This is a genomic window from Corynebacterium sp. HMSC063A05, from assembly GCF_001809695.1.
GTDB lineage: Bacteria > Actinomycetota > Actinomycetes > Mycobacteriales > Mycobacteriaceae > Corynebacterium > Corynebacterium amycolatum.
Genome location: NZ_KV798502.1, coordinates 57,761 through 70,822 on the forward strand (window position 1 = coordinate 57,761; position 13,062 = coordinate 70,822).

Sequence of the window (13,062 nt, forward strand, 5' to 3'; positions counted from 1 at the left end):
AAGATAACTTGGCCAATGTGTCGGCCAATCAGCGATCAGCTTCTCAATCAAGGATTGGATCCGAGCCGCACACTTCCGGTATTGATGAGCCTGCGCACCCGCAGGGCCATCCGCCGAAGAACCTGCTGGACGGCATGATCAAGGCACTTCGTCCGAAGCAGTGGGTGAAGAACGTCCTGGTTATCGCGGCTCCGCTGGCGGCCGGCAATGAGATTATGGACTCGGGACGTTCGATCGGCACCCTGACCGTCGACATCCTGGTGGCGTTTGTGGCCTTCTGTTTGGCAGCATCGTCGATTTACTTGATTAATGATGCCCGCGATGTCGAAGCCGACCGCGCGCACCCGACCAAGCGTTTCCGTCCTATTGCCGCTGGTGTGCTGCCAGTGAGCATGGCGTACATCATGGCGGTTGCTCTGATTATCGGTTCGATTGCCGTGTCCTGGATTGCCTCTGAGGGGCCGGGGCTGGCAATTGTCGTGGCTGTATATATTGCGCTGCAGCTCGGCTACTGCTTTGGTTTGAAGCACCAGCCGGTGATTGATATCGCGCTGGTGTCCTCGGGATTCATGCTGCGTGCAATGGCCGGTGGTGTGGCCGCCAACATCAACCTGTCCCAGTGGTTCCTACTGGTTGCCGCCTTCGGTTCGCTGTTCATGGCAGCAGGCAAGCGTTACGCGGAGCTGCTGCTGGCAGAGCGCACGGGCAAGAAGATTCGCAAGTCTCTGCAGGGCTACACCGCGACTTACCTGCGCTTTGTGTGGACCCTTGCCGCGACTGCGGTGGTGCTCAGCTATGCGCTGTGGGGCTTCGAGATGGGCCGCGCGCCGGGCACTTCCTCCACTTCGGCCATTTGGTACGAGATCTCGATGGTTCCATTCACTGTGGCCATCCTGCGCTTCGCAGCTGATGTTGACCGCGGTGATGCGGGAAGCCCGGATGAGATTGCGCTTAAGGATCGCCCGCTGCAGGCGCTGGCTGTGCTGTGGCTGCTGTCCATTGCCATCGCTGTCTACGCTGTTCCGGCTCTGGGGTAGTTCCTTGTTCTTTTCCCATTAAGCGAACTGCGGTTTCTCGTCGGTTTCTCGTCGGGTTCGGTTGGTAGCTGAAAGCCCATGCATCGAGGGGTGCATGGGCTTTTCTGTACCTCGTTAGTACTTAGGTTGTGTTTTGGGTTCTTGTAGGCGTGTTTTAGATGTCTCAGTCAGTCCTACGGGTCGGTCGGGGGCAAAATTACAATTCTGTAATTCCTCGCTGGTAAACAGTGTTTCTCCTTGTGGTAGATAGTTTTGTCGGGAAATGTGAGAAATATTACGGAATGGTTACGATTTTAACTTGGTTGTAGGGAAACGATTGAGTATCGTTACATACTCGAGATTCTTTTGTGGAGTCTCCAGTTGTCGCGTCACAACTGGAAGCAGAAAAGCGAAAGCTCGCGCAAGCGACTGCCTCCGAGAAGTCTGGCGCGGAGGTAAGTCCGAAAGTAAAGAGGAGAACGATGAGCTTTACTGCAGTGAGTCGTAACTTCACGGTGAAGGTCGTAGCTGCCCTCGTAGCGGTTGCAATGGTCTTTGGCGGCATCATGCTCGCATCCGCGAAGGATGCGAGTGCTGATCCAAACCGTGATCGACTGCGCCCAGGCTGTAATTGGGACCCATACAACTGGTGGGTTCAGTACTGCCAGGTTTTCTCGCCGGCTATGAACCGCAATATTCCGGTTCAGATCAAGGCGGCTACTGGTGGCGGCGATGCCTCCCTGTACATGCTCGACGGTCTGTGGGGCTTTAATAAGGGTGCGTCCGGTTGGATTTGGTCGGGCCATATTGCTCAGACTTTTGCCAATGACAACATCACTCTGGTTGCGCCGGCTGCTGGCGATGGCTCCTTCTATACTGACTGGAACGCTCCGGCAGTGACCGCTGAAGGGGTCAAGATCCAGAAGTGGGAAACCTTCTTGACTCAGGAACTGCCGGTTTATTTGCAGCGTGAGTTTGGTGTTAATCCAAACCGCAACGCGATTGCTGGTTTGTCCATGGGTGCAGCCGCGGCAGTGGCACTGGCGGCCCGTCACCGTGATCAGTTCAAGCAGGTCACTTCGCTGTCCGGTTACTACCAGATGTCCAACCCGGTAGTTGCTACGGGTACCACTGCAATGGTGGCCGGCACTGGTGTTGTGAATCCCACTGGTATGTGGGGTCTTCCGGTTCCGGCTTCGGCGGAACGCCAGGCCCATGACCCTTCGATGCTGCTCGATCAGCTCCAGGGGCTGCCGATGTATGTTTCATCCGCCCAGGGTGTTCAGAGCCTGTGGAGTGACCCGGAGGTTTTGAACCGTCCGGTGCCGCAGCTTCCTGACACTGTCTGGCGTGCCGTAATGGAGTCCGTCTCCCGCGCTTCGACGCAGCGCTTTGAGCAGGACGCTCGCGCTGCCGGCCTCAATGCGCAGTTTGTCTACAGCCCGAACGGTATCCACTCGTGGGAGCTGTGGGGACGTGACGCGGCACTGGCTCGCCCATATATTCTCGGAGCACTTGGGGTTTAAGCTGTCTTGTGAGATTTCCTCACAGTGAGCCCCTCGGTAGGCGCCAGTTATGAGAAAAGACCAATCCCGTACTCGGGGTTGGTCTTTTTTGTACGGCAGAAATTTCATGCTGCTATAACGTGAATTCAGTTCCTTTTGCGTGTGTCTCCACGGTTTTTACCCGTAAGAGGGTAAACATGAGAGTCGAACCTTAAAGTAAAGGGTGAAGCTATTCAGGTAGCTATACCGTTTGTTTCGCAGAACGTGTGTGAGATTCTTCTTGCAGCGGAACGCCGGAGGAGGGGAACCTTCGGATACGTTGCTGGTCACCACGTAATTCTGAGAAGCGGAACGGTAAACGCATAGCTCTAGCGCCGCGTGATGCTATCTGCAGGTGCCTAATCGGCGCCGGTGCAACACTCAATGTCTCAAATAATTTCAACCAGCGACTTTGTAAAGGGAAGCCCTCTTATGCGCGTAACCGCTAGATTCCTCCGTGGTGGCCTCGGCAACAGCCGGAAGTCATCGCGGGCGTTGACCGCACTTTTGGCACTACCGTTGACTCTCGCTCTCGGTGCCCCTGCTGCAGTGGCGGCTCCCGAGCCAGCTCAGCCAGGTCTGCCTAGCTACGAGGAACTTCAGGCCGTTCAGGGGCAGTTGGCTCAATCTGGAGACCTGGGAGACCTTGCTAAGGCCGCTGAAGCAGCGCAAGCTGCTGGTGCGCAGCTACCTGGCCTGGGTATGCCGAAGCCGATGCCAGGGCCGGAGCGTACGCCATTTAAAGTCGATACTCCCGCAGTGGCGAACCTGCCCAGCGGAGTCAGCGTAGACAAAGTCGAGTGGTACACAGATCACCACGTCATTGCGCACATTCGCTCGGCTGCCATGCCGGAGAAGCCAATTCAGGTTGAGATTTTGCTGCCGCGCGATTGGTACCGCGACAAGGAGCGCACATTCCCGAGCGTCTACCACCTTGACGGTATGGCATCGTTTGATGACTACTCCGGTTGGATCCGCGCTACTAATATCGAGCGCTTCTACGAGGACAAGAATGTCCTGGTGGTTATGCCCGCCGGCGGTACATCGTCCTTCTACTCTGACTGGGATCAGCCGGATAACGGTCAGAACTACAAGTGGGAGAGCTTCATTACTAAGGAGCTCGTGCCGGTTATCACCAACGGCTTCCGCGGCAACGATGAACGCGGCATTATCGGTATCTCCATGGGAGCTACCGGTGCTTACAACGTCGCAGCACACTCGCCGGAGCTGTGGAAGTTTGCCGGTAGCCTCTCAGGTTACCTAGACATGACTTCGCCGGGCATGCCGCAGGCAATCGCTCTGGCGATGAAGAACACCGGTGGCTATGACGCGACGAAGATGTGGGGCCCGCTCGGTTCGCAGCGTTGGAAGGACAATGATCCGAAGCTGAACATCGACAAGCTCAAGGGCATGTCGCTGTACATCTCGGCGGGTAACGGCAACACCGGTGAGTGGGACGTGCCGTCGCAGATTGATCCGACGAAGCCGGACAATCCGACCGGTTACGCATTGGAAGTGCTTTCCCGTATGACCAGTGAGACCTTCATCCGGAATGCTCGTGAAAAGGGCGTCGAGCCGGTTGTGAACTTCCGGAGCTCGGGTACTCATACCTGGCCGTACTGGCAATTCGAGGTCAGTCAGGCCTGGCCAACGCTGGCCGATGCACTCCAGTTGCCGGAGTCCGATCGTGGCGCGGTCTGCCGTGTAGGCGGCGAGATTGAAAAGGCCGTCGCATCGCTGCCGGGAATCGGCACCTGCCTGTCGGATGAGTATGGTGTCGCCAAGAATGGCGTGGCTCAGGACTTCACCGGCGGTACTGCCTACTGGCACCCGGATTCCGGGGCACATGTGGTCTGGGGGCGCATCGGTTCGCGTTACAACGAGCTCGGCGGTCCCTCCTCGCCGCTCGGCTACCCAGTGACCAACGAATTGGCTACGCCGGATGGCTCGGGACGGTTCGTCCACTTCGAAAAGGGCTCGATTTACTGGACTCCGGAAGGCGGAGCCCACGAAGTCACCGGCGACATTATGAACGCCTGGGGCAAGGCCGGCTTCGAGACCGGTCCGCTGGGCTACCCAGTCGCCAACCACCGCGATATTCCGGGCGGTGTCGCCCAGGACTTCCAGGGTGGCACCATCGTCAAGATCGGCGGCGAAGAACCTCGCATCGTGCGTGGTGAAATCGGCCGTGTCTACAAGGAGCTCGGTGGCGCCGAGTCCGATTTGGGTCTGCCTATCGACGGCGACGAGGTCAAGCTCGCTCGCGGCGCTTTCCAGCGCTTTGAGCACGGTGCCATTTACTGGACTCCGGAAACTGGTGCGCAGCCGGTGCGCTCCAACGACATCACTGACCACTGGGGCAGCACTGGCTACGAAAATGGCCCGTTCGGTTACCCGGTCGGCCCACTGCAGCCAGTCAAGGCCGGCGGTCTTGAACAGCAGTTCGAGGGTGGCTGGATTCGCCAGCTCAACGGCAAGATTGTTGAAGAGCGCAATAAGCCAGAAGTGCCAGCCCCAGCCGCCGACAACGGTGATGACAAGTAAGCTAACCAAAGCAGGGCACTGAATAAGGGATAGACAAATGTCCATGAACAAGTCCTTCCGGACACTGGCTACAACCACAGTTGTTGCGCTGCTGACCTTCGGAGTGGCCGCCTGTGGCAGTTCCACAGTGGAGTCTTCGGAGGTCACCTCGTCGACGACTACGAAGACCTCCACGACGTCGTCAAGCACGAAGACTTCTGCGCCGAAGTCGAGCGAAAAGTCTGCGCCGGAGATCACAGATCCCCAAGCTAAGCGCGTGGACGAAGCGCCCGATGGACAGATGAAGCTCAGCGAGGCGGACGATTCATACCTCGAAGCGCTGGAAAAAGCGGGAATTGATGTTGCTGGGGTGGAGGATCAGCTCATCGGCACAGGTCGCGCGGCATGCGCAGACGCACCGGAGGAGGAGCGTCAGGTCATCGCGCTGGCGATTGCCGGACAGCTGGTCGCACAGGGGCGCTCACAGGAAAGCGCTGAAGAAGTGGCGAAGACTATTGCAAGCTCCGCTAAAAAGGCGTATTGCTAGCACTCATGCGTAAAGTGCTGACAATTCTGGCGGTCATTGTGCTGGTGGCCGCTATTGGCTTCGGCGTAGTGCAATGGCTTAACGACGACCAAGGCGGTCAAACCCCACCGACCCCCGGCGACGATGGTGGGATTCTGGCCGAACAGCCCGAGTGGTGCCCGGCGGTAGAAGTTATCGCGGTGCCCGGAACTGCGGAATCGCGTGCTGACGATGACCCAATGGCCCCGACCGCGAACCCACATTCGCTGCTGCTTGGCCTGACGAACTCGATTTCGCAGTCCTACTCGGAGGGTGATGTCAAGGTCTGGACTACGCCGTACCCGGCACAGATTAAGACGCATCAGCTGCCCGACCAACTCACTTACGATGATTCGCAGGCAGTCGGGCGCGATGTCACCGCTAAGGAAATGGCTGACTTACACGGGCAGTGCCCGCTGACAGACTTCGTCCTGATGGGCTTCTCCCAGGGTGCGGCTATTGCAGGTGATTTGGCCTCTGACATCGGCAATGGTCGCGGTGTCGTTCCGGCCGAGCGCATCGCGGGCGTGGCCCTGTTGGGCGACCCGCGGCGTGACCCCAATCAGGGCGTGAACCAAGGCGTTCCGCTGGCTGGTGTGGGTGTCGAGCTGTCATTGCAGCCGCTTGGCGGCATTGTGCAGGCTGTGGTTCCGGGCGCAACGATGCGCGGTCCACGAGACGGCTTTGGGCCTCTTAATGACAAGGTTCAGAATGTCTGCGTGCCATCGGATTCCTTCTGTGATGTTCCTCCGGCAGTGGCTGATGCGATTGCGCGAGCGCAGGAGATGATTGCCGGCGCGGGTGCGCATGCGACCTACGCCACGAATGATGTGGCAATTCCGGGGACGACTCCGCTGGCCTGGACTGAGGGCTGGACTCGCGAACTGATTGAACAATCGCTGGCGCGACGGTAGAGGTAGCTCAAAAATGTGCGAGACGCGCCCGACCTCGACGGGTACTTGCTGTTAGAATTTTGCTCAAGAACTGGTGTTTAACGTTTCAAAACAACAGGTTCGCTAAAGTGTCGAAAGAAATTGACAAAAATTACAGGAAGCAGTCTGACAGAACCGGTTATTATCGCCCAAGGAACTGCTGTTCATGACCGGATAATCTAGTCGAAAAGGTAGGGTGCAATGACGAATCCGACAAACCCATATGGAGATTTCGACGAAGACGGTATGCCGAGGTCCCGGGGAAAGTTCGCTGACAGCTCGGGTGCTTACAGCTCCGGTATGCCGTACTCGGATCCGTACCCACAGCAGCAGCCGAACATGGGGCAGGGCTATGAGGACCCGAGCCAGCACAATTTCCACAACGGGTACTCGAACCCGTATCAGAGTGGTTACCCAAACCAGCAGGCGCCGGCGTATTCCGCTGGCTTCGGTGGCCCAAACCCGCACCAGGGCTACGGGGGCGCAGGTGCTCCTGTCTCGGATAAGTCCAAGATTGCAGCGGCTCTGCTTGCCTTCTTCCTGGGTACCCTCGGTGTTCACAACTTCTACCTGGGGCACAACTCGCGTGGTGCTATTCAACTAGCACTGACGGTATTCGGCTGGATTACGGCTATCCTTCTGGTCGGATTCTTCCTAATCATTGGCGTCAGCATTTGGGCATTTATCGAGTTCATTTTGATTCTCGTCGGTAGTGGCTCCTACGCCTATGACGCTAATGGGCGCCGCCTGCAATCGTAGGAGCCTCGTCCGAAGCCGCTAGTTCCTGAACCCGTGCACCGGGGCGGGGATGTAGCCGCCACGGGCAATGAACTCGGCATTGCCCTTGGCATTGACATCAATGACCGGCGCATATCCGAGCAGACCACCGAAGTTCACCTCATCGCCCGGCTTGGTACCCGGCACCGGAATGAGGCGGGCGGCGGTGGTTTTGTGGTTCATCACACCGATGGCGGCCTCGTCGGCAATCATGCCGGAAATCGTGGTCGCAGGCGTGTCACCAGGAATCGCAATCATGTCGAAGCCCACCGAACAAATAGAGGTCATCGCCTCCAGCTTGTCCATGCTGATCGACCCCGCGCGAACAGCATCAATCATGCCCTTGTCCTCAGAGACCGGGATGAACGACCCGGACAGTCCACCGACGCGTGAACAAGCCATCAGGCCGCCTTTCTTGACGGCGTCGTTAAGCAGCGCCAGCGCGGCAGTGGTGCCGTGCGTGCCGACCTGCTCCAACCCCATGTGCTCGAGGATGTGAGCGACGGAGTCGCCCATCTCGGCGGTCGGCGCGAGCGAGAGATCCACGATGCCAAAAGGCACGCCTAGCCGCTCCGACGCCATCGTGCCGACCAGCTGACCCGTACGGGTAATCTTGAACGCCGCCTTCTTGATCTCCTCGGCGACTTCGTTGAAGCTGGCGCCCTGCAGATCGCCGAGCGCGCGATCGACCACACCCGGACCCGAAACGCCGACGGACACGACACAATCGGGCTCCCCGACGCCGTGGAACGCGCCGGCCATGAACGGATTGTCGCCCACCGCATTGGCGAAAACCACCAGCTTGGCGCAGGCAATCGAGCTGCGGTCAGCGGTTTGCGCCGCGGCTTCCTTCACCACCTCGCCCATGCGACGCACTGCATCCATGTTGATGCCCGCGCGTGACGACGCTACGTTGACCGAGCTGCACACCAATTCGGTCTCGCTCAGAGCGTGGGGAATGGAGTCGATGAGCCGCTTCTCGCTGGTCGTCGCACCCTTTTCGACGAGCGCCGAGTAGCCGCCGAGGAAGTTCACGCCCGAATCGCGGGCGGCGCGGTCGAGCGCCTTGGCCACCACGGTGGGGTCGCCTTCGCAACCGGCCGTGATGAGGGAAACTGGTGTGACCGAGATGCGCTTATTGACAATCGGAATGCCCAGCTCCGCCTCGATACCCTCGCAGACCTCCACGAGGCGAGCGGCCTGCCTGGTTACGCGGTCATACACCGCCTGTGCGGTGGCTTCCATTTCAGAGCGAGAGCACTTGAGCAGGGAAATCCCCATGGTGACCGTTCGGATATCCAGACGGTACTTCTCGATCATGTCAATGGTGTCGAGAAACTTAGATTGCGCGAAGTTGAAATCCATCCTGGTCGCGCCCTTTAAATCTCGTTGACGGCGTTGAACAGCGCCTCAGACTGGATTCGAATCACAAGCCCCTCCCGCTTGCCGACGGAATCCATGTAACCCTGCAGCGTGCTGATGGGAGTGGCCTTCTCGTTGAACTCCACCCGCAGGATCATGGTGAACCATTTATCCATGAGGGTCTGGGAAACATCGACGATGTTGACGTCCTGCTCCGCCAGAGCAGTGGTGACGGCGGCGATGATGCCGGTGTGATCCTCGCCGGTGACGGTAATGATGGCAAACATGGCCTCAATTTTAGCCGGTGGGGAGGTGGCGAAAATCTGTGGATGGCGGTCGTGCTGGTGGCAAGTTTGTGGCGAAGCATGTTCGGGGACCGCTGAAGACACTTCACGACACCCGTGGCACCTTGTGCCAGCTGTGGAGGTGGCATGAGGTGACATAGGTGTCGTGAAGTGGGGGGGGGAGGGGAGAGCGTGGGCGTGGGCTGTGCCAGAGCGAGGGCCAGCCTTACAGCCCTATCGGACGTCGACGAACTCCTTGACAATCCACTTGCGCAGTGCGAGCAGAATCAGGCCCAGGACAACAGAGGCGATGCCCAGGGTGATGAAGAAGGTGTTCTCAGCAGCGGCATCTTCGTAGTTGTAGAAGCCAGCCAGGGTGCCTGCCAGCGAAGTACCCATAGCGACTGCCATCAGCCAGACGGCCATCATGCGCGACGGGAATGCTGCCGGAGCGACCTTGGTAGCAAGGGCGTTGCCGACCGGGCTCAGCATGAGCTCACCCATGGTGAACAGGAAGAGAATCCAGATAATCGCATACAGCGGAGTGGAGTTCTCACCGCCACCGGAGAATGGAATGAAGAAGAACAGCGAGATACCGATGATGATGTTGGCGACGCCGAACTTGACTGGGGTGGACCACTGACGGTCACCAAGCTTGGACCAGGCGGCTGCAAAGACCATCGAGAAGGCGATGATGAAGATTGGGTTGATCGAGTTAATCCAGGCTGGAGACATTTCCCAACCGAAGATCTCGCGGTCGAGGCGGATATCTGAGTAGATGGCCAGCACCGTGAACTGCTGCTGGAAGATACCGAAGAACAGCACGCCTGAGACGAACATCGGGATGAAGCCGACCAGACGAGTCTTCTCCGATTTCGTCGTAAGTGGCGAGGAGTACATCTGCCACCACAGCACCACAGCGGCGATCAGTGCAATCACTGTGACCACAGTGGAAAGAGTAGTGACCGGAACAATTCCGGTGGAAACCAGCGTAACCGAGACAACAGTGATAATCACTGCAATGCCAATCCATACCGGGTACTGCTTCTTCGGCAGCGGGTTCGGAATCTCATGGCCAGCCTCGGCGATGGTGGACTTGCGCATCAGGATGTACTGAACCAGGCCGGCAGCCATACCGATAGCGGCAAGGCCGAAGCCCCAGTGGAAGCCCTTCATGCCCCAAATCCAGCCGGTGAGCAGTGGGCCGAACAGGGCGCCGATATTGACGCCCATGTAAAAGATGGAGAAGCCGGCATCACGACGCGGGTCGTCCTTGGCGTAGAGCTGACCCAGCACGACCTGTGCGTTGGTCTTCACGCCGCCGGAGCCGATTGCGATGGAGACAAGGCCAATAGCCAGGCCAATCACGCCGGGGATGAATGCCAAGGAGATGTGGCCAATCATGACCAGGATGGCGGAGTAGAACAGTGTCCGCTCCGAGCCAAGGATACGGTCGGCAACCAGAGAGGCAACGAGTGCGGCCATGTAGACAAGACCGCCGTAAGCACCGACGATGGAGGTAGCAGCACCCTTGTCCAGGCCGAGACCGCCCTGAGTGGTCTCGTAGTACATGTAGAAAGCCAGGATGGCCTGCATGCCGTAGAAGCTGAAGCGCTCCCACATTTCGATGCCGAAGAGGTTGGCGAGACCCCACGGTTGGCCCATGAACGTGCGTTCTTCGCTGGACCCTGCGGGCTTATGATTTCGTTGGGTCTCAGCAGTTGGTTGATTGCCGAGAGCCTCGTCAGAAGATTTGTCCATTCTTCAATTATCGAGGCGCAGCGCAAAAATTAAAAACCAGATTTAGTCAGTGAACTAAACCGAAGGGTTAGGAACGGGTCCGAAGGCTTAGTCCAGAGACTTACGAGCAACCGCATTCGACGCTGCTCGCCAACCCAGCAGCAGCAAGGCGCTCATGACTGAGGCGACCAGAATGAAGGACCAGTGCGGGACTGCCGAATTGCGGGTGGCCCACACAGCGAGGCCGACGACGACAGTACCGAGCCACACAATTGCGCCTGAACTCACTGCACGCGGGTTCGGCTCATTCTTAGTCAGCGCGGTTCCCAGGAGGACACCGATTGCGAACGGCCACCAGGTATCGAGGATATTGATGAAGGTAAAAGGATCCTCGGGAGTGTTGTGAGCCAGGCGCGCTAACACGGCGAAAATAAAGATGGCGAGGATGTCAATCAAGAACGTCGATACGCGTGTGTTCATGCTTCTTAGTCTAGCGACCCCTCAGATCGGTGGGTGACCAGCGACCAGCGGCGAGGAAGCCATTAGCGGTCAGCGACAGGCTGATGCTCGGACTGATCCTTGTGGTCGAAGCCGAGGGCGTAGATAATCCAGCCCACAATTGCCACCAGGACGAAGGAAACGATGCGGTAGACCAGCACCGCTGCAAAAGCCTCGGCGCCGGTGGTGCCGCCTGCGATGAGAGCCGCAGTCAAAGCGGCCTCGACAGTGCCGATGCCGCCCGGTGTGGCCTGGATGAAACCCGCGAGCTTGCCGGTTACGAAGGCCAGCAGCACCTTCGTAGCGGAGATGTCATCGACACCAACGGCCCGGATGGCGGCGTAGAGACAGACAATTTCCGCGACCCAGTTGATAAAGGACCAGGTGAAGGAAAGAGCTAAAGTTTGCACGGGCAACTTCACGCTGGTCAGCTGTTTGATGGACTCTTCAAGTCGGTCGACATCGGTGTCTGCGGGCTTCTTTCGAATCTTGTTAAAGACACGTAGACACCATGCACCCGCCTTGTTGAGGAAAGCTGGGTTCTGCGAAATCCGCCACAGCAAAATGGTGGCTAGTAACACCACAATTGCCATAGCGATGAGCACTGCGGTCGTGCCGCCCTGCCCTACGAAGAAGAGGCTGCCAAGCCCCAGAAATGCCAGACCTAAAAACGACAACGCACCCGAAAAAAGCACGAACCAGCTGACAAGGACCGCGGATGCGCCCCACTGCATCATGCGCTTAATCTGCAGCGCCGTGGAAAATGCAGCACCACCGGGAACGGTGACCGCCCACGCGTTGGATGCGAGGGTTAACGCATTGGTGCTGCGGCGAGTGGCTGCTTTTACGCCTCCAGCTCGCAACAGCAGACGCATCACTTCCGCCATCGCGTAGAGCGAAAAAGCCACGGAAAAAATGGAGATGAACAGCCACTTAGCGTCAACATCTGCAAGGATGTGCAGCCCTTGGACGACACTGTCCCAGTTTCTTACCGTCAGGACGATACCGACAATCACGAGGGGTACGAGGATTATCGATCGTAGCCAGCTCGAATTGCCGGTTTTGAGGACATTTTTAAGTCGTGACATAAAAAAGAAGCCTGTTCGTCTTCCTGTTCGTCGCGGCGGTGGTCTCCCTAGACGTCGTTCTTACCGTCGCGCTCTTTGAGCAACGACGTGAGCGGACGGAACGGCTGCAGCCACGCACCGCCATCCGGTAGGCGGTCGAGGTCGATACGGGGTAGCGGCTCACGGAAGACGCCCTTGATTTCCTCCAGGTCAACGAAGCGAATCGCATCGGAGGCCAGCGCCCAGGAAGCATGCTCGTGAAAACCGATGACGGTTACCGGAATCCCCTCGGATGCGAGCTTTTCCAGCAGCTCTTGGAAGTTCTGGCCATCGGCGGACGCAACGACGACACTGCGCAACACGCCTTCGTCGTAACGCCTTTGGATGTGCGCAATCATGTCCGGGTCAACGTCGGTGTCCTCTTCAATCTTCGGCTTTGCGAAGACCGCGAAACCGACATTGCGCAGCGCCTCGACCCAGGGGCGGACAATCTCCGCAGAGCCCGGGTTAACGTTGGTGAATACCGTGGCCTCGGGGAGGACATCGGAACCGATTTTGTTGGATACGCGCTCGGCTTCGTCGATAAGCCATTTGCCCACGGCGTCGAAGCGCGGGCGGTGTGCGGCGGTCGGGCGGGATCCAAGGATAGCGCCGAGCCCCATGTCCAAGTTCGGGGCGTCCCATACGAGCAGTGCGGTGGGGTGCGTTTCGGTGGTGTTGTAGCTGGCAGAGGTGTTCTGGGTAGTGCTCATGT

The 13,062-nt window shown here is 58.3% G+C and carries 12 protein-coding genes; 6 read left to right on the top strand and 6 right to left on the bottom strand.

Annotated features, from left to right (window positions below):
• Positions 1-17: 17 nt before the first annotated feature.
• From HMPREF2651_RS06025 to HMPREF2651_RS06050, 6 genes are all read left to right on the top strand, one after another.
• Positions 18-1,037: a decaprenyl-phosphate phosphoribosyltransferase gene (locus HMPREF2651_RS06025; protein ID WP_070586006.1), complete on the top strand. Its 1,020-nt coding sequence runs from the start codon at positions 18-20 to the stop codon at positions 1,035-1,037.
• Between the two features lie 461 nt (positions 1,038-1,498).
• Entirely contained in the window at positions 1,499-2,542 is a 1,044-nt protein-coding gene (locus HMPREF2651_RS06030; RefSeq protein WP_049181834.1) for an alpha/beta hydrolase, read from the top strand.
• A gap of 450 nt (positions 2,543-2,992) precedes the next feature.
• A complete protein-coding gene (locus HMPREF2651_RS06035) occupies positions 2,993-5,104 on the top strand; it encodes an alpha/beta hydrolase-fold protein (RefSeq protein ID WP_049181833.1) in 2,112 nt (703 codons plus the stop codon).
• A 43-nt stretch (positions 5,105-5,147) separates the two neighbouring features.
• Entirely contained in the window at positions 5,148-5,630 is a 483-nt protein-coding gene (locus HMPREF2651_RS06040; RefSeq protein ID WP_224786618.1) for a DUF732 domain-containing protein, read from the top strand.
• Positions 5,631-5,635: 5 nt separating this feature from the next.
• Positions 5,636-6,562 (top strand): cutinase family protein, encoded by a 927-nt coding sequence (locus HMPREF2651_RS06045; RefSeq protein ID WP_070429907.1) that lies wholly within the window; start codon positions 5,636-5,638, stop codon positions 6,560-6,562.
• Between the two features lie 219 nt (positions 6,563-6,781).
• Positions 6,782-7,339, top strand: a complete 558-nt coding sequence (locus HMPREF2651_RS06050; protein ID WP_038626941.1) for a TM2 domain-containing protein — start codon at positions 6,782-6,784, stop codon at positions 7,337-7,339.
• Positions 7,340-7,357: 18 nt separating this feature from the next.
• On the opposite strand, the gene HMPREF2651_RS06055 is transcribed toward HMPREF2651_RS06050, so the two are convergent.
• The 6 genes from HMPREF2651_RS06055 to HMPREF2651_RS06080 form a co-directional block, all read right to left on the bottom strand.
• Complete coding sequence (locus tag HMPREF2651_RS06055) at positions 7,358-8,722, bottom strand: PFL family protein (protein WP_049181826.1); 1,365 nt, start codon at positions 8,720-8,722, stop codon at positions 7,358-7,360.
• 14 nt (positions 8,723-8,736) lie between these two features.
• Entirely contained in the window at positions 8,737-9,006 is a 270-nt protein-coding gene (locus tag HMPREF2651_RS06060; protein ID WP_016421638.1) for an ACT domain-containing protein, read from the bottom strand.
• A gap of 231 nt (positions 9,007-9,237) precedes the next feature.
• Positions 9,238-10,764, bottom strand: coding sequence for a peptide MFS transporter (locus HMPREF2651_RS06065; RefSeq protein WP_049181825.1), 1,527 nt, complete (start codon positions 10,762-10,764; stop codon positions 9,238-9,240).
• Positions 10,765-10,851: 87 nt separating this feature from the next.
• A complete protein-coding gene (locus HMPREF2651_RS06070; RefSeq protein ID WP_049181823.1) occupies positions 10,852-11,223 on the bottom strand; it encodes a DUF3054 domain-containing protein in 372 nt (123 codons plus the stop codon).
• Positions 11,224-11,285: 62 nt separating this feature from the next.
• Complete coding sequence (locus tag HMPREF2651_RS06075) at positions 11,286-12,329, bottom strand: lysylphosphatidylglycerol synthase transmembrane domain-containing protein (RefSeq protein ID WP_065422990.1); 1,044 nt, start codon at positions 12,327-12,329, stop codon at positions 11,286-11,288.
• Positions 12,330-12,376: 47 nt separating this feature from the next.
• Positions 12,377-13,060, bottom strand: a complete 684-nt coding sequence (locus HMPREF2651_RS06080; RefSeq protein WP_049181819.1) for an NYN domain-containing protein — start codon at positions 13,058-13,060, stop codon at positions 12,377-12,379.
• Between the last annotated feature and the right edge of the window lie 2 nt (positions 13,061-13,062).

Excerpts from the sequence above, each read along its gene's own strand:
- HMPREF2651_RS06060 (WP_016421638.1), bottom strand. The coding sequence starts at position 9,006 with ATGTTTGCCATCATTACCGTCACCGGCGAGGATCACACCGGCATCATC.
- HMPREF2651_RS06050 (WP_038626941.1), top strand. The coding sequence starts at position 6,782 with ATGACGAATCCGACAAACCCATATGGAGATTTCGACGAAGACGGTATG.
- HMPREF2651_RS06070 (WP_049181823.1), bottom strand. The coding sequence starts at position 11,223 with ATGAACACACGCGTATCGACGTTCTTGATTGACATCCTCGCCATCTTT.
- HMPREF2651_RS06075 (WP_065422990.1), bottom strand. The coding sequence starts at position 12,329 with ATGTCACGACTTAAAAATGTCCTCAAAACCGGCAATTCGAGCTGGCTA.
- HMPREF2651_RS06055 (WP_049181826.1), bottom strand. The coding sequence starts at position 8,722 with ATGGATTTCAACTTCGCGCAATCTAAGTTTCTCGACACCATTGACATG.
- HMPREF2651_RS06030 (WP_049181834.1), top strand. The coding sequence starts at position 1,499 with ATGAGCTTTACTGCAGTGAGTCGTAACTTCACGGTGAAGGTCGTAGCT.
- HMPREF2651_RS06045 (WP_070429907.1), top strand. The coding sequence starts at position 5,636 with ATGCGTAAAGTGCTGACAATTCTGGCGGTCATTGTGCTGGTGGCCGCT.
- HMPREF2651_RS06040 (WP_224786618.1), top strand. The coding sequence starts at position 5,148 with ATGAACAAGTCCTTCCGGACACTGGCTACAACCACAGTTGTTGCGCTG.
- HMPREF2651_RS06065 (WP_049181825.1), bottom strand. The coding sequence starts at position 10,764 with ATGGACAAATCTTCTGACGAGGCTCTCGGCAATCAACCAACTGCTGAG.
- HMPREF2651_RS06080 (WP_049181819.1), bottom strand. The coding sequence starts at position 13,060 with ATGAGCACTACCCAGAACACCTCTGCCAGCTACAACACCACCGAAACG.
- HMPREF2651_RS06035 (WP_049181833.1), top strand. The coding sequence starts at position 2,993 with ATGCGCGTAACCGCTAGATTCCTCCGTGGTGGCCTCGGCAACAGCCGG.